16 protein-coding genes and 27 tRNA genes are annotated in these 22,840 nt (G+C 43.8%); 5 read left to right on the top strand and 38 right to left on the bottom strand.

From position 1 onward, the window contains the following. Nucleotides 1-33: 33 nt before the first annotated feature. The 7 genes from H6H03_RS12090 to H6H03_RS12115 form a co-directional block, all read right to left on the bottom strand. Nucleotides 34-198, bottom strand: a complete 165-nt coding sequence (locus H6H03_RS12090; protein ID WP_190955363.1) for a DUF29 family protein — start codon at nt 196-198, stop codon at nt 34-36. Nucleotides 199-267: 69 nt separating this feature from the next. Continuing rightward, complete coding sequence (locus H6H03_RS12095) at nt 268-2,298, bottom strand: ELWxxDGT repeat protein (RefSeq protein WP_190955364.1); 2,031 nt, start codon at nt 2,296-2,298, stop codon at nt 268-270. A 661-nt stretch (nt 2,299-2,959) separates the two neighbouring features. Beyond that, nucleotides 2,960-3,937 (bottom strand): protochlorophyllide reductase, encoded by a 978-nt coding sequence (locus H6H03_RS12100; RefSeq protein WP_190955365.1) that lies wholly within the window; start codon nt 3,935-3,937, stop codon nt 2,960-2,962. Nucleotides 3,938-4,182: 245 nt separating this feature from the next. Next, a complete protein-coding gene (locus H6H03_RS41995) occupies nt 4,183-4,269 on the bottom strand; it encodes a DUF6887 family protein (RefSeq protein WP_390842210.1) in 87 nt (28 codons plus the stop codon). 75 nt (nt 4,270-4,344) lie between these two features. Beyond that, complete coding sequence (locus tag H6H03_RS12105; protein WP_190955366.1) at nt 4,345-5,232, bottom strand: 4a-hydroxytetrahydrobiopterin dehydratase; 888 nt, start codon at nt 5,230-5,232, stop codon at nt 4,345-4,347. 142 nt (nt 5,233-5,374) lie between these two features. After that, nucleotides 5,375-7,102, bottom strand: coding sequence for a succinate dehydrogenase/fumarate reductase flavoprotein subunit (locus H6H03_RS12110; RefSeq protein ID WP_190955367.1), 1,728 nt, complete (start codon nt 7,100-7,102; stop codon nt 5,375-5,377). 431 nt (nt 7,103-7,533) lie between these two features. Then, complete coding sequence (locus H6H03_RS12115; protein ID WP_190955368.1) at nt 7,534-7,851, bottom strand: hypothetical protein; 318 nt, start codon at nt 7,849-7,851, stop codon at nt 7,534-7,536. A 717-nt stretch (nt 7,852-8,568) separates the two neighbouring features. On the opposite strand from H6H03_RS12115, the gene H6H03_RS12120 reads away from it, so the two are divergent. Next, nucleotides 8,569-9,369: a hypothetical protein gene (locus tag H6H03_RS12120; protein WP_190955369.1), complete on the top strand. Its 801-nt coding sequence runs from the start codon at nt 8,569-8,571 to the stop codon at nt 9,367-9,369. A 218-nt stretch (nt 9,370-9,587) separates the two neighbouring features. Here H6H03_RS12120 and H6H03_RS12125 read toward each other — a convergent pair whose 3' ends face one another. From H6H03_RS12125 to H6H03_RS12145, 5 genes are all read right to left on the bottom strand, one after another. Continuing rightward, nucleotides 9,588-10,856, bottom strand: coding sequence for an ABC transporter substrate-binding protein (locus H6H03_RS12125; RefSeq protein ID WP_190955370.1), 1,269 nt, complete (start codon nt 10,854-10,856; stop codon nt 9,588-9,590). Between the two features lie 195 nt (nt 10,857-11,051). Next, a tRNA-Ser gene (locus H6H03_RS12130) sits at nt 11,052-11,143 on the bottom strand. Between the two features lie 85 nt (nt 11,144-11,228). Then, complete coding sequence (crtB, locus tag H6H03_RS12135; RefSeq protein ID WP_190955371.1) at nt 11,229-12,161, bottom strand: 15-cis-phytoene synthase CrtB; 933 nt, start codon at nt 12,159-12,161, stop codon at nt 11,229-11,231. After that, nucleotides 12,145-13,584: a 15-cis-phytoene desaturase gene (gene pds, locus H6H03_RS12140; protein ID WP_190955372.1), complete on the bottom strand. Its 1,440-nt coding sequence runs from the start codon at nt 13,582-13,584 to the stop codon at nt 12,145-12,147. Before pds ends, crtB begins: the two co-directional genes overlap by 17 nt. A gap of 759 nt (nt 13,585-14,343) precedes the next feature. Beyond that, nucleotides 14,344-15,291, bottom strand: a complete 948-nt coding sequence (locus H6H03_RS12145) for a hypothetical protein (RefSeq protein WP_190955373.1) — start codon at nt 15,289-15,291, stop codon at nt 14,344-14,346. A 356-nt stretch (nt 15,292-15,647) separates the two neighbouring features. On the opposite strand from H6H03_RS12145, the gene nagZ reads away from it, so the two are divergent. Continuing rightward, nucleotides 15,648-16,736 carry a beta-N-acetylhexosaminidase gene (gene nagZ / locus H6H03_RS12150; protein ID WP_190955374.1) on the top strand — a complete coding sequence of 363 codons (1,089 nt, stop codon included), beginning with the start codon at nt 15,648-15,650 and terminating at the stop codon, nt 16,734-16,736. Nucleotides 16,737-16,864: 128 nt separating this feature from the next. Here the strand turns inward: nagZ and H6H03_RS12155 are convergent. The 26 genes from H6H03_RS12155 to H6H03_RS12280 form a co-directional block, all read right to left on the bottom strand. After that, nucleotides 16,865-16,935 (bottom strand) — tRNA-Lys (locus tag H6H03_RS12155). A 264-nt stretch (nt 16,936-17,199) separates the two neighbouring features. Further along, a tRNA-His gene (locus tag H6H03_RS12160) sits at nt 17,200-17,273 on the bottom strand. Nucleotides 17,274-17,279: 6 nt separating this feature from the next. Then, nucleotides 17,280-17,353 (bottom strand) — tRNA-Ala (locus tag H6H03_RS12165). A gap of 31 nt (nt 17,354-17,384) precedes the next feature. Next, a tRNA-Arg gene (locus H6H03_RS12170) sits at nt 17,385-17,458 on the bottom strand. A gap of 6 nt (nt 17,459-17,464) precedes the next feature. Continuing rightward, a tRNA-Val gene (locus tag H6H03_RS12175) sits at nt 17,465-17,540 on the bottom strand. Between the two features lie 5 nt (nt 17,541-17,545). Continuing rightward, nucleotides 17,546-17,617: transfer RNA gene (locus tag H6H03_RS12180), tRNA-Gly, on the bottom strand. 9 nt (nt 17,618-17,626) lie between these two features. After that, nucleotides 17,627-17,697, bottom strand: a tRNA-Gly gene (locus tag H6H03_RS12185). Between the two features lie 4 nt (nt 17,698-17,701). Beyond that, nucleotides 17,702-17,774, bottom strand: a tRNA-Thr gene (locus H6H03_RS12190). A gap of 8 nt (nt 17,775-17,782) precedes the next feature. Continuing rightward, nucleotides 17,783-17,859 (bottom strand) — tRNA-Met (locus H6H03_RS12195). 10 nt (nt 17,860-17,869) lie between these two features. Then, a tRNA-Leu gene (locus H6H03_RS12200) sits at nt 17,870-17,942 on the bottom strand. A gap of 4 nt (nt 17,943-17,946) precedes the next feature. Beyond that, a tRNA-Pro gene (locus H6H03_RS12205) sits at nt 17,947-18,019 on the bottom strand. Nucleotides 18,020-18,025: 6 nt separating this feature from the next. Further along, nucleotides 18,026-18,096 (bottom strand) — tRNA-Pro (locus tag H6H03_RS12210). A gap of 10 nt (nt 18,097-18,106) precedes the next feature. Continuing rightward, nucleotides 18,107-18,181: transfer RNA gene (locus tag H6H03_RS12215), tRNA-Leu, on the bottom strand. Nucleotides 18,182-18,189: 8 nt separating this feature from the next. Then, a tRNA-Gln gene (locus tag H6H03_RS12220) sits at nt 18,190-18,262 on the bottom strand. A gap of 3 nt (nt 18,263-18,265) precedes the next feature. Next, nucleotides 18,266-18,338, bottom strand: a tRNA-Gln gene (locus H6H03_RS12225). A gap of 150 nt (nt 18,339-18,488) precedes the next feature. After that, nucleotides 18,489-18,563: transfer RNA gene (locus H6H03_RS12230), tRNA-Asn, on the bottom strand. Between the two features lie 6 nt (nt 18,564-18,569). After that, nucleotides 18,570-18,644: transfer RNA gene (locus H6H03_RS12235), tRNA-Phe, on the bottom strand. An 81-nt stretch (nt 18,645-18,725) separates the two neighbouring features. Beyond that, nucleotides 18,726-18,800 (bottom strand) — tRNA-Arg (locus tag H6H03_RS12240). Nucleotides 18,801-18,804: 4 nt separating this feature from the next. Beyond that, a tRNA-Ser gene (locus H6H03_RS12245) sits at nt 18,805-18,894 on the bottom strand. 4 nt (nt 18,895-18,898) lie between these two features. Further along, nucleotides 18,899-19,000, bottom strand: a tRNA-Tyr gene (locus H6H03_RS12250). Between the two features lie 7 nt (nt 19,001-19,007). Next, nucleotides 19,008-19,079: transfer RNA gene (locus H6H03_RS12255), tRNA-Glu, on the bottom strand. Between the two features lie 59 nt (nt 19,080-19,138). Next, nucleotides 19,139-19,210, bottom strand: a tRNA-Trp gene (locus H6H03_RS12260). Between the two features lie 2 nt (nt 19,211-19,212). Then, nucleotides 19,213-19,287: transfer RNA gene (locus H6H03_RS12265), tRNA-Ile, on the bottom strand. 7 nt (nt 19,288-19,294) lie between these two features. Next, nucleotides 19,295-19,367 (bottom strand) — tRNA-Cys (locus H6H03_RS12270). Between the two features lie 3 nt (nt 19,368-19,370). Beyond that, nucleotides 19,371-19,447: transfer RNA gene (locus tag H6H03_RS12275), tRNA-Glu, on the bottom strand. Between the two features lie 4 nt (nt 19,448-19,451). Further along, nucleotides 19,452-19,544: transfer RNA gene (locus tag H6H03_RS12280), tRNA-Asp, on the bottom strand. Between the two features lie 673 nt (nt 19,545-20,217). Between H6H03_RS12280 and leuB the strand changes: the two genes are divergently transcribed. From leuB to H6H03_RS12290, 3 genes are all read left to right on the top strand, one after another. Then, nucleotides 20,218-21,306, top strand: a complete 1,089-nt coding sequence (gene leuB, locus H6H03_RS12285; RefSeq protein ID WP_190955375.1) for a 3-isopropylmalate dehydrogenase — start codon at nt 20,218-20,220, stop codon at nt 21,304-21,306. Nucleotides 21,307-21,396: 90 nt separating this feature from the next. Then, nucleotides 21,397-21,657, top strand: coding sequence for a hypothetical protein (locus tag H6H03_RS40275; protein WP_073640880.1), 261 nt, complete (start codon nt 21,397-21,399; stop codon nt 21,655-21,657). Between the two features lie 216 nt (nt 21,658-21,873). After that, complete coding sequence (locus H6H03_RS12290; protein WP_190955376.1) at nt 21,874-22,695, top strand: prepilin peptidase; 822 nt, start codon at nt 21,874-21,876, stop codon at nt 22,693-22,695. The last annotated feature ends 145 nt before the right edge of the window (nt 22,696-22,840 follow it).

Genomic DNA, 22,840 nt, shown 5'->3' on the forward strand with positions numbered 1-22,840 from the left:
AAATAAGCGAAAACATACACCTAAATTCAGCGTTTACTGAGGTAAAAATTCATCATTTATAACTTCTGATAGTTGATATGGAAAACTCGCAGGAAAGGATTCCACCGACAAACCAGTTTCAGCTTTTGTTTGCTTAACTGCTTGTGCGTAACACTCTGCAAAAATGGTCTCAAGATAGAGTTTGAGACTGGGCGGCATATCTTTACTGTGATTTTACTCTGGGAAAAGTTAGGCGATCGCAGTAATATCTGCACTAGCCAGTATTGCCTAATTTGAGAACTGGGCGATTTGAACTTGTGCCGTACCACCAACTCCATCTTTATCAAAGAATAGGTTGCCGATAGTTTGATTATAGATAAAGCCGCTTGCCGTTGTTGCACTAGCCCCAAGCTGGAACAAGGTCGAATTGAGCGTTGTATCCTGAGGTTGGCTCAATCCAAATTCTGCTTTGGAAATGGAGATAGTATCATTTTCACCCGCAAAATCAGCAATAGGATTGTAGCCTCCAGTGCAGATATCAGCCAGGTTGAAGCCATCTTGCTCACTTCCACCGATGAGTACATCGTTACCTACACCGCCCAACAAGTTACTATTGCCCGAACCAGCAATGAGACTGTCAGTTGTGGAATTGAAGGTGGTGTCTTCTATTGCTATTTGGTCGGTAATACTATTTTCCAGCGTAGGGGCATCATTAATATTGTTGACTGCGATCGCGATCGTTTTCTCGTGGAATAAGCCTCCTCCATCTGTGGTGCGTAAACGGATGTTGTAGCTATCCTTGGTTTCGTAGTCGGGGGAGACGTTGATACGTAACTCGTTACCAACAATGGTAAAGGCGCTGTTATCTGTGTCGCCTGTACCTGAAACTAGGGTATAGGTATGGGTGTCGTTTATATCAGGGTCAGTGGTGCTAAAGTTACCAATTACTGTATTGGTAGCAACATTCTCGTCAACACTGGTGGCACTCAGACTCAGGTCAGTGGGAGTATTGTTCAGGTCAAGCACAAAAAGTTCTTGTCCAGTGTTCCCGTTGTCAGCAAAAAAGTAGAGCTTGCCATTGATATAAGTTAGGTTGTTAGGGTAAGAGCTACCTATGCCAGAAAAGATATCCTTGAGGCAGACAGTACCAACTTCAGTGCCATCACTCTTCCACAGTTCATTGCCCCCAATGTTGTCATAAGCAACGAAATATAGCGTACCGTTGACATTTGTTAGATATGCAGGGTTAGAGCTACCGATAGCAGAGAAGATATCCTTGACGCGCACAGTACCCACCTGGGTGCCATCACTCTTCCACAGTTCATTGTCTCCACTACTGTCAGTGGCACTAAAGTACAGCGTACCGTTGACATTAGTCAGATACGCAGGGTTAGAGCTACCCGTACCAGCAGAGATATCCTTGACGCGGACAGTACCAGCCTCGGTGCCATCACTCTTCCACAGTTCAGAACTGCCACTGCTGTCAGTGGCAGTGAAGTAGAGCGTGCCGTTGACATTGGTGAGATTTTGGGGGTTGGAGCTACCTGCACCAGAGAAGATATCCTTAACACGGATAGTACCAACTTCAGTGCCATCACTCTTCCACAGCTCATAGCCACCACTACTGTCATAGGCAACGAAGTAGAGGATGCCGTTGACATTGGTTAGATGTTGGGGGTTAGAGCTACCTGCACCAGAGAAGATATCCTTAACGCGGATAGTACCAACCTCGGTGCCATCACTTTGCCACAGTTCATTACCCCCACTACTGTCGCTGGCGCTGAAGTAGAGTGTTCCATTGACATTGGTGAGATTTTGGGGGTTAGAGCTACCTGTTCCCAGGACGATATCCTTGATGCGGATAGTACCAGTTTCAGTGCCATCACTCTTCCACAGTTCGCGACCTCCATTGCTATCGGTGGCAACGAAGTACAGCGTGTCGTTGACATTGGTCAGATTTTGGGGGTTAGAGCTACCTATGCCAGAGAAGATATCCTTGACGGGGATAGTACCCACTTGGGTACCATCGCTCTTCCACAGTTCATTGCCGCCACTGCTGTCGGTGGCACTGAAGTACAGCGTGCCGTTAACATTGGTCAGGTTTTGCGGATAAGAACTAGCTGTGCCAGAGAAGATATCCTTAACACGGAAAGTACCAGCCTCGGTGCCATCACTCTTCCACAGTTCATAGCCACCGCTGTTGTCGATCGCAACGAAGTATAGTGTACCGTTGACATTGGTTAAATATGCTGGGTTAGAGGAAACTCCACTGGTATTTAGATCTTTGATGAGGTTAATCGATCCTTCTTCTGCTGCCATAACCATTTTTCCTTAAACCTTGTGATACACAATCACAAGCCAAATCAGACTTTGATTGATACTGTAAGTGCGATCGCTATTTTTCTTACTATGTAAAAATGCGATCGCACAATTCATCGAGCTTCGCTTTTTTGAAATTAAACAGCCTCCGCAAATATGTGGAATTTTATATATAGGTGATTTAGTTTAATATATTAAGCAGTCCAGAATACTAAATATTTAGACTTAGCATCATATTTTCTGAAATTTCTGTGCTTGTCTACATCTGAAATTCTCCATTAAAAGCAGACAGAAATTTAAGTTCAGGTGGTGAATAGATGAAAAATTCTAAAGATTGGTAAAGAATATTGTTTTATAAACAGGCTATTTTGACGAAGAGAAAAACGGAAATAGTCCTGAAACCAGAATGAGCTTTTTATAGAAATTCCTGTATTTATTCGGCCATACTATTGATAATTTATGATTGAGATTGATCATGCAATCTTCTTTGCTTTTACTGAAGATTATGCCAGAATTAAAGCTCACATCTGAAAATAAAATCCAGTAAAAATATAAACAATAGTTGAGATGACTTAATAATCACCTCAACCATTGTTGACTTGTGCATCATGTCAATTCATTCAAAAAACTGAATTGATGAATCGATTAATCATACACAAGGTTAACGCAAAACCACATTTGGCGATTCAACTCCAACCAACTTGGCGCTGAGTTCCCACATCCGCTCGCCTTTTTCATCATCACGGGCTTGAGGAGAAACTTTTTGAACAAAGGACTTTCCATCTTTCTTTTGACGATTTCCCCAGCTCCAATAGATACCGGATTGATTATATTCAGGATCGGCAACAACAGCAGCAACCCGTTCTCCAGCCAACTCCTGAGACACATATCCGCCAGTGATGTACTTTTGAAATAATGGGAAAAGTTTCTGAAACAGTGGATAGTGGTTTCGGAATAGTGGCGTTTCTGCAACACATCCGGGATAGAGAGAACTGAAGACAATCTTGGTTGACTCGTGGTAGCGCCGATGCAGTTCTCTCATGGTCAACACGTTACAAACCTTGCTGTCTTTGTAGGCTTTAACGGGTTCAAATTTCTTGCCGTCAATCATCGAAATTGGGTCTTTAAATCCTGCTGCGAAACCCTCGAAATTACCCAAGTCTGGACGCGGGGGAATCTTTCCACCGAGTTCGTCTGGGTTGTGGGTGACAGTTCCCAAAATCACCAGCCTTGGCTGTGAAGAAGACTTCTGTAAATCTTCTAGCAAGAGGTTGCACAAAAGGAAATGCCCAAGATGATTGGTAGTGACGGTTAACTCGTAACCTTCTGGGCTGCGTAATGGTTCTTTTAATAAGGGCATATAAATTGCCGCGTTGCAAACCAAAGCATCGAGGGAGTTGCCACTTGCGCGGAAGTTTTTCACAAACTGTCGAACGCTTTCCAAGGAACCAAGGTCAATATGTATGCTGGTATAACTGTTGTAAGGGATTCCCACCGCTTGGGCAGCTTGTTGTGCCTTTGCTAAATCCCGACATGCTAACACCACATACCATCCTCTCTGGGCAAGAGCTTTTGCAGCATACAAACCGACCCCCGAAGAGGCACCTGTAATTACAACCGTTTTCCTATCCTGTGCCATTCTCTTGAGACTCTATTAATCATCTTTTACTATCTCCAGGATTTTACATCACTGGGTTACCACCTCTGATGGTTTAGGTGTTATGGTTGGCGATCGCTTTTCACTCACTTCGATTAAGTTTTTCTAAAAGCAGAGCTTCTACCTCGCTCTCAGCATTGTCTAGCTCGAAAGGATAAGGTTGTTCTGTAGCAGAGTCACAAAGACTCATCAAAACTTACAATACAGCCCCAAATGCTTCTTCATCATTATCTATGTTCTGAAATATACCGTTTTAGTTCTATATTGGTCATTTGGTTAAGGTTCTGATCGTAGAACAAATTTCCAATTCCCATTTTGATTAATTATGACTGCAATCTCATCCTTCAAACCAGCTTGAATATAAAGCGTTTTCAACTTTTAGTGACAGCCTAACTATCCAGTTTGGCTCCAGGAAAATCAGAAAAAGCCTTATCAAAATATTTTGCTAATTGAATATCTCGGTCAGAGATTTGATGACCAATATCCCAAGTTGTTAGATAGACTCTAACAGTTCGCCAAACATTTTCCCATCGAGGATGGTGAAGTGCAATATCACACCCAGGTGCAACCTGATTCATAAATTCGATGGCATAGCGGAAACTTTTGAAGTTGTAGTGGCGAAAAATTTCAACACGCACTTTAGTTGAATCTTCGGGAAGCGGACTAACTACTTTTTTCCATTTTGATAAGTTACCACTGAGTGCAATCTGAAGTTTCTCATCACTAATTGGTTCCGGTTTTTCTGGGTGAGGAGTGGGGTAGATTCCCCAGGGATTCTTGCTTTTAAGGGAACGTTCACTCTTTTTATTTTGATCCGTAACTAATCTTAATTGCTCAAGAACAAGCTTGATGTCATGATCCCAATATGCATCCCGAATATCTACTGCCTGTCTTTTAGTTAAGGCACTAATTGATGTAGGCAACTTATTAGAGGGAGGCATTTTAGCACCCCTAATTAATAACGGTAGTAATTTTTTATCCTCACGAAGTGCAAACTCAATTTCCCGACGAACCCAATCATCTTCTTGATCTATACGACGCAACCCAAATTCATCACTAATGCGAATCCATTCAGTACCTATAACTACGATGACAATTTGAGCCTTTTGCAAAGAATCTTCCAGTTCTTGTGGCCATTGTGTTCCAGGTTCAATGGAAGATGTATCCATGAATACAGTACCTTTTCCTAGCTCTTGAAGAATAGTACTGTGCAAACGTCCAGCTTCGGCAGCACTATCAGCTCTTCGATAACTGATAAAAATTGGTGCATTAAGCATAAGCAATAGAAACTTACTGTTCTTCTTGACTGAGTGCTAAATAAACATGTTGAAATATCAAAATTGCGTATAACGAACAAATATTATACGCAAGATTTAAATCGTTAAAAGAAATTGTATTTTAATTTCCAAGATTTAATAACTAATACTTCCGTTCTTTTGGCTCAAACATAGTAATCGCTACAGGCCGATATTGTATATCAATTCCCGCTGGTGAATAGTAAGCCATTGTGTGTTTGAGAAAGTTAGCATCATCTCGGTCGGAATAATCTTCGCGGAAGTGTGCGCCGCGGCTTTCTTGGCGATTTAGGGCTGAGGCCAAAATCGTCTGTCCCACTACCATTAAACTTCGCAGTTCCAAGGCTTCTACAAGTTCCGTATTCCAGCAACTACCTTTGTCATCTAAATAAATTTGGGGATATCGCTGTTGGATTTCTTCTAGTTTTTGTAACCCTTCACTCATTAATGCCTCAGTGCGGAAAACACCGCAGTACTCAGTCATACAATCTTGGAAGGCTTGACGGACTTGGTTAATGCGATATTGTCCTGGTTGTTCTAGTAAAGCTTGAATTTGTTGCTTGGCTTCGTTGAGGTAGCGTTGCTCATCCACAGAGGGCAATTTACGTTTTTGGACAAATTGGGCGATCGCCGCCCCAGTGCGTTTGCCATAAACTACACATTCTAATAGCGAATTACTACCTAAGCGATTTGCTCCGTGGACAGAAACACAAGCTGTTTCCCCAGCAGCATAGAACCCCTCAACTAAACCATCACCACTACTGCGGACTTGACCTTCAGTGTTAACTGGGATACCACCCATACAATAATGAATTGTCGGGCGCACTGGCATAGGTTGAGTTACAGCGTCAACACCCACTAGTCGATGGGCTTCTTCCCAACAGAAGGGAACGCGACTCATAATTTTTTCTTTACCCATGTGCCGCAGATCCAAATAGACAAAGGGGCCACCAGCACTACCGTCGAGATGGATACCACGCCCTGCGCGAATTTCGTAGGCGATCGCCCGTGAGGTAATATCACGAGGAGCCAGTTCCATGCGACTAGGTGCGTAGTTAGCCATAAAGCGATCGCCTTCGCTATTAATCAAATACGCCCCTTCCCCGCGTACTGCTTCGGAAATCAGCACCCCAACTGGATACAAACCTGTCGGGTGGAATTGCACGAACTCCATATCTTCTAAGGGCAAACCGGCGATCGCGGTCATAGCCAAACCATCACCTGAAGAAGCGTAATCGTTGGAGGTGGTATTATAAACTCGGCCATAGCCGCCTGTCGCAAACATTACGGCCTTAGACCGTACAACCTCAACATGCCCATCCAACAAATGGAACATCACCACGCCCTTGGCCTGCCCCTCTTCTAAAATGAGACGCATCACGTACCACTCTTCATAAACTTGCACGCCATAGCGCCGCAGGTTGTTAACCAATTCATGCAAAATTGCGTGACCAGTTTTGTCTGCGGCGTAGCAAGTCCGGTTATGGGAATGTCCGCCAAAAGCCCGTTGAGCAATGCGACCATCGGGTAACCGCGAGAACAAAACGCCCATGTGTTCCAAGTCGATTACCACATCTGGCGCTTCCTGGGCGAGAATTGCCACGGCATCTTGATCTGCTAAATAGTCAGAACCCTTAACAGTGTCAAAAGCGTGTGCCTCCCAGCTATCTTCTGAATCAACATTTTTCAGCGACGCAGCCATACCACCTTGGGCTGCCACCGAGTGGGAACGAATGGGATGGGTTTTGGCAACCACAGCAACATTTAAACTACGGTCAGTGCGGGCAATTTCCACAGCAGCGCGACATCCTGCCAATCCACCGCCAACAATAATCACATCATGTTCCAGCATTATTTAGCCCCCGACTGCAAACCACTGCTGTTCTATTGTAGAAACCTGATGAAAGCCTTTTTCAATTGATTGAACTAGCTTGAAAAAGGAGCAGGGAATGAGGAGTACGGCAGAAAACCTTTTTGATGTTTGGTTGTGCAATTTTCCCGACTTTCTTAACTATCCATCTCTATAAAAAAATTCCCTGCCCATAGACAGGGATGTTATTACAAATTTTGAAGTTAGATGGTTATGTAATAAATCACACAGCAAGGTCATGAAAATAACTTCTTCCCTACTCCGTACAGACGCGTAGACGCTCGAAGAGCGGCTTCTCGTAAGAATATAATCGCGTCTTTACCGACTCCCTATTTTCAAGAAAAAAGTTAAAAATTCAGAATTAACAGCCAGATCCTGTGACTCCTAACTCTTAATTCTTAACTCTTAACTTATTAGCTAGTTAGTTGTACAGGTTTTTGCTGAGACACATTACCTGGTATGGGTTCCGTTTTGGTTCCAGGTTCTACAGGAACTACTTCAATATGATTTAACAATGTAGTCACAAACGCAAACAGCAAGAAAGGCAGCGATAGCAGAACAACGAGACCTACTGTTGCTAAAGCGTATACCGGCTTTTTAGCACCCATTAGTGCCAAGGCTGATGCCAAACTGAGGGTAATTGTAATTAACCAAACAATTATTTGACCGTAGATATCACCAAAGGTCAGGGTACAGACATAGCGATAGTTTTGAATATTATTTCCGCTCATCACATTTGCCTCAAGTGTCTCCTATAGGTTCTACCTTAAAACTATGTTTGGCTTGCAGACAATTTCTAAATATTTTTGCAAGGTTCGTAATATAAGTTCATATTTACTGTTTTTATTATATAAAGGAAATTTTTAGAGCGGATTAGGGAATATTGATCTGAAGTTGAAGTTACAGATTTAAAGCCTAACTCAAATTAGCTAAGGAATAGTTGTGGCAGACTGTAACTCTGTGCGATCGCTCATCAGTGAAAATTGATAGCTAATTGTTGATAGGTTACAGTTTTTCTTTTAAATCTGAACACTAAAATCAACCGCATTACAGGAGTAGTTGGAGTTATAATAACCAAGTTTCCAGTAACAGCAGAAATGCCAACTTAGTTGTCGAATTAAAGACTGAGAAAGTTTTATCTTGGGGGAATCTAAGCTTTTACTTAAATTGATGATTGCTTCCTTTGTAAGTAGAAGCTTTGCTCTCAAGCACAAAAAATATAATAGCAGGTAAAACCTGGATAATTTTTGTCATCTGTTAAATTCCGGATATTTAGGATGTAGTAATTGATTATTTGCTACTTCTTGTTAAGTAAATAAATCCATCAAAACCAGGATGTAAAAACCGATTTTTTGATGTTAAATTTTGAGTATTGTCCGAATTTGTTGACTCAAATCAACAAAACCCTTTATTTTTCGCGACAATAATTGTTTTAGGAGTGAGTGAACGTGAATACTAGTTTTCTTCGTAAAGGTGTTTTTTGGTTACCAAGTATAGCTGCTCTGACAGTCCTGAGTAGCGGCTTATCTGCTATTGCCCAGACAGTCGATCCGGTAAACACTCAGCCATTGACGGAGGCTCCAGCAGCTGTAGTGTCTGGCAATGAATTAAGTACTGAATTAGAGACTACAGAAACAACTGAACCATCAACAGTAGCAAATGTAACTAAGCTCCAGCAGTTTTCTCATGGTGGGACAGAGGAAACCCTCACACCCATTCCAGGGACAGTGGCAACTTCATCTGCAACGCTTAATTCTCAGCCTGTGCAAGTAAATTCTCAACCATCTGACCCCAGAGTGGCACAATCAGATATCGATCTAGGTACAACTACCCGTGGCGGTAGCAGCTATGTTGGGGTTGCTGCCAACATTGGTTTGAGTGGTGACAGTTCAGCTTTAGGCGATGGCAATTTTGCGGTAATCAGCAAAGTCGGCTTAACAAATACTATATCAGTCCGGCCATCCGCGATATTTGGTGACAACACCACAATTTTACTTCCGGTCACCTATGATTTTTCCTTCCAGTCAACAGATCCTTTTAAGGAACCGTTAGCCATTGCACCTTACGTAGGAGTGGGTGCAGCTTGGAAAACTGGCGATGATTCTGAATTTGCCTTTTTAGTATCTGGTGGCATCGATGTGCCTCTAAATTCTCAATTTACGGCAACAGCGTCTGTGAATGCGGGATTTTTCGATCAAACTGATGTGGGCTTGTTATTAGGTGTTGGTTACAACTTCAATGGCTTTTAAAAGTTAGGAGTTAGGAGTTAGGAGTTAGGAGTTAGGAGTTAGGAGCAAAAAATGATAACAAGCCTACTATGATTTGTGTATTCATCGATCGCAAATTCTCCTAATTCTTGAATTCTTCTGACTCCTAAACTCTGACTTCTCAACTCTCACGTTAGAAGTTAGTACTCCTTAACTCCTAACTCATAACTCCTAACTCCTAACTCTTAACTCCTCACTTTCTACTTAGGGGTAACTTTATCAATTACTTTGATTTTGCCGTCGTCCCCTACTGTCCAGACATCGTAAACACCGACAACATCACCGTTAGCGTCAACATCTACATTACCACTGGCTCCTTGATAGTTAATGTCTTGACCCTTTTGCAGCAACTTCAATCCCTCGCAGACATCGGTAACTTCTGTACCAGGGCCGTCAGCAACTTCACGGATATGCTTGGCTATACCAGCCCCTGTATTTTCTTTAGCGGCTTGGGCTGCCAATACTAATAAAGCAGTAGCATCCCAAGATTGGGGAGCAAATTCGCCTGGTGAACCCCCTTTTTTCTCTTTCCAAAGCTTTTTGAAAGCCTCTAATGCTTTACCATCAGAACCAGGTACTGTGCCGATGATTCCAGATGCAATGAATTTCCCATCGCTACCTTTGCCGACTTGGCCGGGGAATTCGTCTGATTTCATCCCATCTGTGAGCATCACCTGTACGCCTTTGCTTAGACCTTGCTGATATGCTGACTTCAGCAGCAAGCTACCTGTTTCTACGTAAAAAACTCCCAAGACTGCATCGGGTTTCCCACCGAAAGCAGCGGTGGCTTCAGTTTCAAAGGTAGTTGCTTTGGGGTCGTAACGCACAGGATTTTTTTTGTTAACTACGGTTCCGCCTAATTTTTCAAAAGCTTGAACAAATGCTTTTTCAAAGCCGACACCATAGTCGTTATTAATTACGACGGTAGATACTCGCTTGAAACCTTTTTTAGTGGCGAGTTGGGCTAAAGCTGGCCCTTGGTAGCTATCAGGCGGAACTGTACGTGCCCAAAAACCTTTGAAATCGCCTTTTTGTGCCTTTTCTGTAAATACAGGGCTGGTGCTACCTGGTGAAATCAACATCACTTGATTTTGAGCAGCAATTGAAACAGCGGCTGTGGAGACACTGCTAGCAAAAGAGCCAACGACACCTGCAACTTTATCTACTGATGCGAGTTTAGCCATACCAGCAGCACCGGCTTTTGGGTCTGTTTGGTCGTCTACAGCAACAAGGGTAACAGGTTGGCCGTTTACACCACCGCAAGCGTTGACGGTTTCCACTAGTAAGGGAACGCTTGGTGCCATCTGCTGCCCAATAGATGCTAAATCCCCTGTTGTGGGTAAAAGGGAACCTATTTTTAGTCCGCTAGCTGTGGGGTTAGTTCCACCACCGCCTTCACAAGCTCCCAATAGGAACCCACTTCCCAAGGTAGCTATACTCAAGGTTAAGGCTGCACTAATTCTTCGCATAAGTTACTTTCACTCCTCAGAATATTTAGGAGCCTAAAAGTAATGTTCAAACTAGATTTAGAAGTTAGTTTGACTTTATCAGGACTCCAAAGGATAAATCATAGCATCCCTCTGAAGGAGTAAAAGTCCTTAACATTTGTGTGAATATTTTTCTACACACAATGTAGTGCGATATGTAGCTTAAAGTCTCAAAAACGGAGAGGGAGGGATTCGAACCCTCGGTACGGAGTTGCCTGCCGTACAACAGATTAGCAATCTGCCGCTTTCGACCACTCAGCCACCTCTCCACGGTCACGAATAATGATGTTAGCAGATATATTGGGGAGAGTCAATAGTCATTTGTCATAATGACTAATGACCAATGACTAATTCTCACAGGACTTGCGATCGCATCCACGCTACTGGCAAAGAACGTAACTTTCGCCACTGAGGCACGTAGGCGCGTTTTGTAAAGGCATTATAATCGTTACGTTCGATTACGCTTAAAATCCCACTGTAGTGCATTAGAGCTGCCCACACAGGCCAACGACCATCAGGAGCTAGGTAGGAAATTCCTTTTTCCGCCTTGCGATAAAACTGTCGTGCGCGAGCAATTTGAAAGCGCATCAAGGAACGCCAGCGATCGTCAACTATACCCTCGAACAAGTCTTGTTCGGTATAGTTGAATCTTGCCAAATCTTCTAGAGGAATATAAATTCGTCCGCGTCGGGCATCCTCGCCAACATCTCGCAAGATGTTGGTGAGTTGCTTGGCAATTCCCAAGGCAATTTCTTCTTCGGTGGGATTATGTGGCTGTTGTTCGCAGTTCCACGGAGCTGTATTTTTGCTAGTATCCAATCCCATGATTGCTGTGGACATCAAGCCTACAGTGCCGGCAACACGATAACAGTAAAGATATAACTCCTCGAAGGTTTCATAGCGACTTCGGTATAAGTCCATACGTTGACCAGCAATCATATCCCGAAAAGGCTCGATGTCCATCGGGAATCGTTGAACCGTATCTACCAAAGCTACGTCGAAATTATCCAATGGGTGTCCAGCAAAAATCGATTCTAGCTGCTGCTCCCATAGGTCTAGGGTTTCTGGTGTGGTAATAGCAGATGCAGGGCCATCGACCAGTTCATCTAAACGGCGGCACCAAGCATAGATAGCCCAAATAGCAGGACGCTTTTCCTTGCTCAGAAGCAAAGTACTGAGGTAAAAAGTCGTGGAGTATTTGGCTATGAGATGACGACAAAGTTCGTAGGACTCGTCCACAGAGACCAGCGTTTTCATGCGGGCTTTGGATTCAGGCAGTTGCAGCATTCGTTGCAGGCGGTCGGGTGAGCGTTTGCAGGTTTGAGGATTTTGCTACCGGGAAGGCCTCAGAAATCGCCTGTGCTGTCAGCTTACCAGAAAGTACGGCACCTTCCATACTGCCTAAGTAGCGTTGCATGGTGTAACTTCCAGCGAGATAGAAGTTAGCAATCGGCGTGACTTGTGCAGGACGGTACTGTTGGCGACCGGGGGTCGCTTTGTAAACTGAACGCGGCGTTTTCACCACATGAGATTTGAGCAGTTTTGCTGGGTTGTCTCCCCCAAAGTGGTCGGGGAAGAGTTTTTCTAACTCGGCAATTGTCGCAGCCACAATCTCCTCATCGGATTTGGCTATCCAATCTTTTGCCGGTGCTAGAACTAATTCCAGCATCGAGCGGTCAGGGTTGGCGTATTCACGGCAGGTATTGCTCATATCAGCATAAACGCTTAGGAGTGGCGATCGCGAAAATAGCAAGTGATCGATTTGTGTAAGTTTCCGGTCAAACCACAGATGCAGGTTGATCACTGGTACTCCTTCTAAGCCTTCTAGCTTCTGGAAAAACTCTATTTGCTTCCAAGTGCCAGGCAAGATCGCTTTGAGCGGGTCTACTGATATGGCAGATACGTAAGCATCAGCCGTGATAATTTCATCTTCTGCCCCATTTAACCCCCGAATTAAGAATCCTTTGACTGTGTTATCGGGGTTGAGCAAAATCTCTTTCAATGGGGCATTTAACCGCACTTCGCCGCCACGTTCTCTGATGTAATCAACGATAGGGTTGCATAGGCGTTCTGTGGGAGAACCATCCAAAAATGCAATCTTAGAGCCATATCGTTCTTGCAGAAAGCGATTGAGCGCAGTTAAGAGAATCGTTGCAGAAACTTCATCGGGGTTGATAAAGGTGAGGGCTTTACATGCAGCGATAAAAACGTCACTGGTTACTCGCTCATCAACACCTTGCCTTTCCAACCACTGTAGGAAACTGTACTTGTCCATGTCTTCGACATACTTTTGACCCCGAACCACTGCTGGAAGTAGGCCAATCGCAAATCGAATCTTCTGCTCCCATGTCAACATGTCTTTGTTGCGAAGAATCGACGCAATTACGTTGAATGGAGAGGGAATATCTGGAACATCAAAACGTGATAATGTCCCAGGCTTATCTGGTTGATTGAAAATCAGTGTATGCTCTTTCCACTGGAGTCTGTCTTCAATGCCCAACTCCTTGAGCAATTGGAGCATATTCGGATATGCCCCAAAGAAGGCGTGTAACCCGGTTTCGTACCAGTCGCCATCAGAGTCTTTCCAAGCCGCAACAAGACCACCCAGTACGTCCCGGCTTTCCAAGACAACGGGAGTATGACCTGCGTCTGTAAGATATTTCGCGCAGGAAAGTCCTGCTAGACCAGCACCCGCGATCGCTACTCGCATTTAACCCTACTGCCTTTCAATATTTCTTAATGGTTTTGTCGTTCTCATTATACGTTGCAATCCGTTACATTTAGTGGTCGTTGTGCGATCGCTTTCCCAAAAAACTTGTTTAAAAGGGAATTTTGCCTGATACACACCCATCTAGGCAACCATTGTTGACAATGGCTTTACTGCCTTGATTTTATCTAGATTTAGACTACCAGATGTGGAGAAGCAAAAGTCATTACCTCTGACTAAAAAAACTAGTAATTAACTGTTGTCTCTAAGCAGTTGATTTCTTTGGTAATTCGTGTATTTGCTTTCAAGAAACACTGGGAAAAGGGAAAGGGGAAAAGGGAAAAGGATTAAATTACCGATGTTTATTTCATTCGTAGCGCGTAGTGTGCCACCACTCTGGCTGCTCTTAAGAAACGTGGGGAGCCGGGAGTCGAGGAAAAAAAGTGTTTCTTTCATTCATTAAGGCAGACGCCCCGCTGATGTCACGCTGCCAATAAATTAATCTGCCTTTAAGTTGCATAATCCTTAGCCTTAGAAAGACGCGGGGACACGGAGAAGGGGAGACGCTCTGATGCAATTTAAATGATTATTAGCTTACTGCTAATTCATTTCCAGGTTACTTACTGAAATACTTCTTTCAATGTAAAAATAAAGACTTTAATTTATTTCTAATTAAGTATTTTGACTGTTGTAATTGACTTAGGCTTGTGGATATTAAGTAGTAGCTAGAATTGGAGATTAGCGGCGATCGCACAACCTAAACTAAATACATTTCAGTAGGGCAGCTGGTCGTAAATCGTGCTGCATCCCATAGTCAGTTCTGGCAAATTCTATTTGTAATATTAAACGATCTTGATGAGTAGGAGTAATTCCTTTATGGAAACAAAGTGGATCTTCTACAAATCCAAAACCAGCTTTGCCACAAATTTTTACTAAAGATTCCAAACCATAATAATTAATGATATCTTCATCTTTTTCTCGTTTGCGTAGCCACAGATGTGACCATTTTTTATTATTATGGCTACCACGAACACAAACATGAGGGCCGCTGCGATCGTCTACATCAGTTAAATAGAAGAAAAATTTCAGAAAACGATAATCGTCAAGGTCGTAGTGAAACAACTGAGCAGCTTGACTTTGTTCGAGATATGTTGCGTTGCCTGAAAAACTCCACCACATCAAATTCCCTTGATGTATAGGTTCAGCATTTAAAAACGCAGCGGCTATTGCCAATAATTTTGGATCGTTTTGGAGTTTCTTTATAGCAGGGCAAAGCAAACCCGTATTAAAATAACTACCAATTGTAAAGTTTTTTTCTGACTTAGTTTGTGCTTGTTCTTTGTTATGGTAAAAGAAACCCATATCTGTTTTTCGGTTACCATAGCAAGGTGTTGAATAGGCAAATTCCACTATTTCTTGAACAATATTTTCAGGCAGTTGAATTCCCGAATATATGCCTTCAGCTTTTAGATGCTTAACAACGTCATTTACATTTAAATCTGCAAAACAAGAATTGCTTTCATTAAAATCTAATTTAGCTGAGCGTTTTAAGAAATAAATCATAATAGCTCGTCCAATTTTAAATCGAGCAATTTTACGCATCAAAAGCCATCTAGGATTTTTAGTCAATCCTTTGTAATTTTCGTAACAAACATTATAAATTTTGGAAGTAATTCTATCGAGACAGTTATTAAATACACTTATTGACATAAATCTCCCGATATGAAAACAACAGGATGCAATGCCTGTGGCAAAGTACTCTTGGGTTAAAGCAAAAATGCTTTTACCGATCGCTGTTCTAGAATTACGTAAGTAATACCATGTAATTCGTACCTTAATTATTAAAAATCAATAAATATATTTACTTAAGAGTATATTTACCGTTTCTTAAAGTCATTTCGAGTGCTGTTAGCGGTAGCGGGGCGTTTAGCCCGTGTTGGCTGTTGAGTCAGAAGTTATTCTATTCTCCTTGTCCTCTTGTCTGGTTTGCTCCTGCCTTCCCTAGCCCGATAAAAGTATAGGATTAGGGTTGATATTGTTTGCTACACAACTATAGGTAAAAGATTATGGCAGGATCGCAGGAGCTAAATCGCTTTGGACACCACCTGATTCTAGGTATTTCCGGCACTACGTTAAGTGATGAAGATAAACGCGCACTCAGTGAATTAAAGCCAGTTGGGGTAATATTTTTCGCTAAGAATTTTCTTGATGGCACTCCCTATCAGGTTTGGCTAGAAAAGTTCAAGGATTTGAACAAAGAAATACGAGAATATACTGAACGTGATTCAATGTTTGTTACTTTAGATCACGAAGGCGGTCGTGTTGTTCGCACACCTTTACCGATTACACGATTTCCTCATGCGTTGTTGTTGCGATCGCACGCTTACGAAGTAGCAAAAGCAACAGCTATTGAGCTAAAATCTCTCGGAATAAATTTATCTTGGGCGCCTGTAGCAGATATTTTTTCCCATCCCAATAATCCTGTAATTGGGTCTCGTGCCTTTGGTAGTACTCCGGAAACTGCTGCTCAAGATGCCCGTGAATACTACCTTGGACTTCGAGATTCCGGAATTATCGGATCTGCCAAGCATTTCCCTGGACATGGAGATACTAGCCAAGATTCTCACATCGAGCTACCAGTACTCAATTTGACCTTAGAAGATCTGCGACTTCGAGAACTTATACCTTTCAAAACTCTCATCGAAGTACAGATTCCTTTAATTATGACTGCTCATATCTTATTTCCAAAGATAGATCCTGATGTGCCAGCAACCCTTTCTCGACCTATTCTCAAAAACATACTCAGGGAAGAACTTGGCTTTGGGGGAGTCGTTGTTTCTGACGACTTAGATATGAAAGCAGTTTCAGATATGCTGACTCAAACTGGTACTATAGCGAGGTCATTTAATGCTGGCTGCGACCTATTTATTGTTTCCCGTAATATTAATTCGTCATCTATTGAAAGAACTTATCGCATTGCTGAAGATTTTGCCGATTCTCTGGTTAACGGTAGCTTAGATGAATCAGTTGTGGAAGCAGCTAGAGAAAGAATTGAAAAACTACTGGCAGTAACACCGCAATATCCCGTCCAGGCTTTGGATAAAGATGTATTATTGCAACATGCTCAACTAGCGATCGCCAGTTCCTATTCATAATCCAACGTGCATTCAAGTAGTATATTACCAATCGCCAAAAGCCTAGCTAGGATTGCATTTCTTAATTTTGAATTTTGAGTCGCACCTTTGGTCGGCTATAAGCACAACTTGAATTTTGAATTCCTAAATGGGTGGTATAGGGGTCGAACCTATTTCTGCGGGTTAAAAGCCCGCTGCACAGCCGGTATGCCAACCACCCTAGTGAATTTGAATCAAGAAATGAGCAAGTGCGATCGTATTACATCGCAAAATCTGTAATACGAACACTACATATCAATCCACCAGGGAGGTACTGCCCCTCCTATTTCTGTGTTATCAGCACAGCGCCTCGCTTTTCGGCTCCAGGTGGAAAAAGTGGAAGATGGAGGAATCGTAGCTTGCTTCCCGTAGGGTACCCCTACAGTTGCCCGTACCCTGGTTTTCAAGACCAGTTGCCGTCCATTCAGCGGCATCTTCCATCAGGGGCGTCTGACGGGACTCGAACCCGCTCTGACTGGTTCCACAAACCAGCGCCTCGACCGCTTTGGCTTCAGACACCATCAGTGGAATCAATGGGAATTGAACCCATAACCTCCTGCTTGCAAGGCAGGCGCTCTAGCCATTTGAGCTATGACCCCATAAAAATTTAAAATTCAAGACATTTTCAGGCAGGAGTGGTAGGACTCGAACCCACAACTTTCGAGGTAGAAGCTCGAAGCTCTATTCCATTGAGCTACACTCCCAAAATTTGGTAGTCCTGGCAGGAATTGAACCCGCAACATTCTTCTTGTAAGGAAGACACTCTACCAATTGAGCTACAGGACTACGCAAGCGAGTGGAGGGACTTGAACCCACGCACTGAGTATGGCGTACTCAGATGCTACCAATTACATCACACCCGCAAGTTTTAGAGCGGACGGCGAGATTTGAACTCGCACGAAGACGGTGGAAACGTCTCATGCTGCCGTTACATCACACCCGCATCAAGCTGGTAACAGGAATTGAACCTGCAACCTACTGATTACAAGTCAGTTGCTCTGCCAATTGAGCTACACCAGCACTAATTTTGGTGACGGGAGCAGGAGTCGAACCTGCCGATGTTCAGGTTATGAGCCTGATGAGCCACCGTTGCTCCATCCCCGCATACTCACCAATACCCCTGACTGGATTTGAACCAGCAACCTCTTCGTTCTAAGCGAAGCGCCTCTTCCGTTGGGCTACAAGGGCGAAGTCTGAGTGGTAGGGATTGAACCTACGACCTGGAGTTCCCAAAACTCCCGCGCTCCCAACTGCGCCACACCCAGATATTTTGGTACTCTCGACAGGATTTGAACCTGCGACATCCTGCTCCCAAAGCAGACGCGCTACCAAGCTGCGCTACACCCCGTTAGTACTCCTGGTGGGAGTCGAACCCACAACGAAACAGATTTTAAGTCTGCTACCTCTTCCAATTGGGCTACAGGAGCAAGTTTGACAGCCCCACCAGGACTCGAACCTGGAATCATCGCCTTCAAAGGGCGTTATGTTGCCAATTACACCACAGGGCTTTATTGCCAGGGCAGGGTTTGAACCTGCAACCTCATCGTTCAGAGCGATGTGACTTCCCAATTCGTCCACCCGGCATTAAAGAATTCGTAGTTCGTAATTCGTAATTCGTAATTATGTTTTGTGACAGGGATTTAAACCCCGACTAACATACAAGCCGTTTATAGAAACCTGGGTATCAACCCCTATTTAATTACGAATTACGAATTAGTAATTACGAATTATGATTGGCTGCCTCAGTAGGACTCGAACCTACAACCGCGCGGTTAACAGCCGCTTGCTCTGCCATTGAGCTATGAGGCAACGAAGCCCCCCAGGTCGGAATCGAACCGACGACCTCCTGTTTTTCAAACAGGCGCTAACTACCAACTGAGCTACCAGGGGATAAGGAGGAGAGATGGATTTTACCCAGTGGACTGGTTTAATTCAACTCGAATCAGCCACTCCATCATCTCTCCCATGTAACGAGAGTGGAGGGATTTGAACCCTCATGTCTTCAGTTTCGTAGACTGAGATGTTATCCAGTTACACCACACTCTCAAGGCGGAGAGGACAGGATTTGAACCTGCGACGGACATTAACTATCCGCTTCCTCTTAGCAGGAGGACGCTTTGAGCCACTCAGCCACCTCTCCACAGTGGGTCGAGCAGGATTTGTAGCTTGCTTCCCGCAGGGTATCTGCGTGCAAAATAGAACAGTTTTACAGACTGTCGCCTTCAACCAGACTCGGCCATCGACCCCTAATGATTCCCCTGACGGGATTTGAACCCGCAATCTCTGGTTTGAAAGAACAGCGACTTAACCATTCGTCCACAGGGGCATGATTAATCAAACAATTGGCAGTTTAATTGCGAATTGCAACTTGCGAATTAATTTGACGCAGGGACTAGGATTTGAACCCAGAACATCGGATTTGGAGTCACGAGGTGTTACCGTTACACCATCCCTGCATTGGTAGCAGTGGCGGGATTTGCACCCGCATCGACCCGGTTATGAGCCAGGGGCTTTACCGTTAAGCTACACTGCGACACCAAAGGCTGAGGTGAGATTTGAACTCACGATGTCGGTTTTGCAGACCAATGCCTTCAACCACTTGGCTACTCAGCCGTTTGGGAGTCCCGACGAGATTTGCACTCGCAATCTTCAGTTTGAGATACTGACGGCTTCAACTATTCGCCTACGGGACTTCAACCAGGGTGACGGGACTTGTAGCTTGCTTCCCGAAGGGTACCCGCAACATTTCCGCAGACAACGGAACGCTCTAGCCAATTGAGCTACACCCCGATTTTTGGGAATCTGTGCCTAAAACTTGAGGTTTTTAGGCACATATTTTGTTGGTGAACTTGCCCATTTCTTATTCAGTTTTCAAGGTTCAGAAAAATTATTTTTTTGTGTTACAAACTGTTAGGAAAACAACGGAAATTCTAGGTAGTAAACCTGTTGTATATTCCTGATGTATTCCGTGGTTTTAATGAGTGCAAAGTTAGAACTTTTTTCGTTTGTTGCCTCTACTTCCGATGGTTTGCAAGTAGCAGCAGCTTTGTTATTTGGAGACTTTGGTTTATTCCAACGCCTGTCCTGGAGTTGTATGTAGAACATGACTTTGACCTTTGCGAAGCTTGTCTTTTGCTTCACTACATTTATACTACATAATACTACAAGAGAGTGTCAAGGGGTTTCAGAAAAATTTTTTGAAATTGGCTATAAGAGCTTTTGTGCTTAGGTTTTAACTTACTAAATGCTCTAAAAAGCCACACTACAACTGATAATTGGATGAGCTTAAAAGAGAATTCACCAATTCAGCAGTGCTTGAAGTGAAGATTTAGAACTGCCACCCAGAAGCACCACCTTGATTCTGAATTCTGACTCCTGAATTCTTTGTTCTGAAAAACTCCATCGGTACGTTTTGCTCGGTATGATATTTAATCTGCAAGCATTTACCCAATAGAAACGAGCTATGACCCAGAACTACCGCATTACCCTACTCCCCGGCGATGGCATTGGCCCTGAAATTATGGCAGTGGCGGTAGATGTGCTGAAAGTTGTAGGGAAGAAATTTGATATTCAGTTTGAATTTCAAGAAGCCCTCATCGGTGGTGCAGCAATTGACGCTACGGGAGAACCTTTGCCTTCTGCGACTTTAGATACTTGCCGTAATAGCGATGCTGTATTACTCGCTGCTATTGGTGGTTACAAGTGGGATTCTCTTCCATCGAATTTACGCCCAGAGGCAGGCTTGTTAGGCCTACGCGCGGGTTTGGGGCTATTTGCCAATTTACGCCCAGCGAAAATTCTGCCCCAGCTAATCGATGCTTCGACTTTGAAGCGAGAAGTCGTGGAAGGTGTCGATATTATGGTGGTGCGAGAACTCACTGGTGGAATTTATTTCGGTAAACCGAAGGGGATTTTTGCTACCGAAACTGGTGAAAAACGTGGTGTAAATACGATGGTTTACACTGAATCAGAAATCGATCGCATTGGACGAGTCGCTTTTGAAGCAGCCCGCAAACGCAGCGGCAAACTATGTTCAGTGGATAAAGCTAATGTATTAGAAGTATCTCAGCTGTGGCGCGATCGCATTACCCAACTTTCCCAAGAATATCCAGACATCGAACTGTCTCATCTTTATGTAGATAATGCTGCTATGCAGTTGCTACGCGCTCCCAAGCAATTCGATACCATTGTTACTGGCAATTTGTTTGGTGATATTCTCTCTGATGCTGCTGCCATGCTCACAGGCAGTATTGGGATGTTGCCTTCCGCTAGTTTGGGCGCCCAGGGGCCTGGTGTATTTGAACCAGTTCATGGTTCCGCCCCAGATATTGCCGGACAAGATAAGGCAAATCCTTTAGCACAAGTTTTGAGTGTGGCGATGATGTTACGCTACGGTTTAAATCAGCCAGAAGCCGCAGACAGTATAGAAAAAGCCGTACTACAAGTTTTAGAACAAGGCGATCGCACTGGGGATATAATTTCACCTGGAAAAAATCTTTTAGGTTGCCGTGCTATGGGCAATGCGCTGATTTTAGCTCTGGAAGCTCAATAATTTCATAATTCAACCTGGGCAATTTGGCAACCTTTACCATAAGTTTCGGGTAGACTAGAGAGAAATCTAGCAATCAAATAACAGTCGATAGTGTACGCATTACGACAAGGCCAAACAAATTTTACAGTTCCAAAGAACCAGCCCCCTTTGATTGATACCGCCGTAATCAGAGCCGCTGGGCAGATCTACTATACTCACTGTGAAGTACACCCCGAAATAGCTGGGCAACCTTCCGGTGTAGCAATTAATCGTGTAACTCATCGAGGTAAGGTTATTTTTACTAACCAACCAGTTCTCTTACCTCAAGAGTGCTTTGTGCCCTTAAGTCAAATTGAATCGCACATGTATTAGACGCGATTAATCGCGTCTGTACAATGGTCATTAGTCATTAGTCATTGGTCATTGGTCAAAAAAGAAGGACAAACGTCATTAGCCCTCGACAAAGGGCAAATGACAAACGATAAATGACAAAGAGAGAAGTCTGAGTGTCGGCTATCCTTTGGGTTCTCCGAAGGAGTACTGGCGAACAGAACTTCAACAGACAAATGACAAAGGACAAATGACTATATGGACATTTTGTTCGCCGTCGTGGCGAGTGTAATTGTCTTTGCTTTGGGTGCATCTGTTGGCAGTTTTATCAATGTTGTTGTTTATCGGCTACCTGCTGGGTTGTCAATTCTTTGGCCGCCTTCTCGTTGTCCGCATTGCTTAAACCAGCTAAAAGCTTACGACAACGTACCAGTCTTCGGCTGGATCTCCTTAAGAGGGCGATGTCGATATTGCAAAAGCAAAATTTCTGTCCGTTATCCTGTGGTAGAAGGGCTAACGGCAATAATTTTTTTAATCGTTTTTTTAGTATTTAAAGCTTCGACTTTAACAATAGGCTATTGGGCTTTTTGCAGTTGGTTGTTAGCGCTATCGCTGATTGACCTGGATACAATGACGCTACCCAATGCACTTACTCAGTCGGGTTTAGTGGTGGGCATTTTATTTCAAATGGTAGTTGGTTTTTTACCAGAGGCTAGTTATGTAGCACTGGTAAATCATTTGATGATGGGGATAGTTGGTGCAGTGTTGGGCTTATGGCTATTTGATGCGATCGCCATATTAGGTTCAATTGCCTTCGGTAAAACTGCGATGGGTGCGGGTGATGCCAAGTTAGCAGCAATGATGGGAGCCTGGTTAGGGTGGAAATATTTGCTGTTGGCTACTTTTGTTGGCTGTGCGCTAGGAGCGTTAGTAGGTAGCGGTGTAATAGTGCGATCGCGCCACAAATTCGGACAAAAGATGCCTTTCGGGCCTTTTCTCGCCTTAGGGTCTGTAATTACTGTATTTGTTGGCGAAATTATTTTGTCTAGCTACCTACGGTTATTTTTTCCAGCGTCTTGAATAGGGACTAGGGAGATAGGGAAGTGTGGGGAGTGTGGGGAGTGTGGGGAGTGTGGGGAGTGTGGGGAGAGAGGGGAGTGTGGGGAGAGAGGGGAGTGTGGGGAGAGAGGGGAGTGTGGGGAGAGAGGGGAGTGTGGGGAGTGTG

This window comes from Nostoc paludosum FACHB-159 (genome assembly GCF_014698835.1).
Taxonomy (GTDB): Bacteria; Cyanobacteriota; Cyanobacteriia; order Cyanobacteriales; family Nostocaceae; genus Nostoc; species Nostoc paludosum.

What these genes read in the sequence shown, in the direction of transcription:
- H6H03_RS12145 (WP_190955373.1), bottom strand. Translation starts at nt 15,291, where the DNA reads ATGTCAATAAGTGTATTTAATAACTGTCTCGATAGAATTACTTCCAAA.
- crtB (WP_190955371.1), bottom strand. Translation starts at nt 12,161, where the DNA reads ATGCTGCAACTGCCTGAATCCAAAGCCCGCATGAAAACGCTGGTCTCT.
- H6H03_RS12125 (WP_190955370.1), bottom strand. Translation starts at nt 10,856, where the DNA reads ATGCGAAGAATTAGTGCAGCCTTAACCTTGAGTATAGCTACCTTGGGA.
- H6H03_RS12105 (WP_190955366.1), bottom strand. Translation starts at nt 5,232, where the DNA reads ATGCTTAATGCACCAATTTTTATCAGTTATCGAAGAGCTGATAGTGCT.
- H6H03_RS41995 (WP_390842210.1), bottom strand. Translation starts at nt 4,269, where the DNA reads ATGGGAATTGGAAATTTGTTCTACGATCAGAACCTTAACCAAATGACC.
- nagZ (WP_190955374.1), top strand. Translation starts at nt 15,648, where the DNA reads ATGGCAGGATCGCAGGAGCTAAATCGCTTTGGACACCACCTGATTCTA.
- H6H03_RS12110 (WP_190955367.1), bottom strand. Translation starts at nt 7,102, where the DNA reads ATGCTGGAACATGATGTGATTATTGTTGGCGGTGGATTGGCAGGATGT.
- leuB (WP_190955375.1), top strand. Translation starts at nt 20,218, where the DNA reads ATGACCCAGAACTACCGCATTACCCTACTCCCCGGCGATGGCATTGGC.
- H6H03_RS12115 (WP_190955368.1), bottom strand. Translation starts at nt 7,851, where the DNA reads ATGAGCGGAAATAATATTCAAAACTATCGCTATGTCTGTACCCTGACC.
- H6H03_RS12090 (WP_190955363.1), bottom strand. Translation starts at nt 198, where the DNA reads ATGCCGCCCAGTCTCAAACTCTATCTTGAGACCATTTTTGCAGAGTGT.
- pds (WP_190955372.1), bottom strand. Translation starts at nt 13,584, where the DNA reads ATGCGAGTAGCGATCGCGGGTGCTGGTCTAGCAGGACTTTCCTGCGCG.
- H6H03_RS12095 (WP_190955364.1), bottom strand. Translation starts at nt 2,298, where the DNA reads ATGGCAGCAGAAGAAGGATCGATTAACCTCATCAAAGATCTAAATACC.
- H6H03_RS12290 (WP_190955376.1), top strand. Translation starts at nt 21,874, where the DNA reads ATGGACATTTTGTTCGCCGTCGTGGCGAGTGTAATTGTCTTTGCTTTG.
- H6H03_RS12100 (WP_190955365.1), bottom strand. Translation starts at nt 3,937, where the DNA reads ATGGCACAGGATAGGAAAACGGTTGTAATTACAGGTGCCTCTTCGGGG.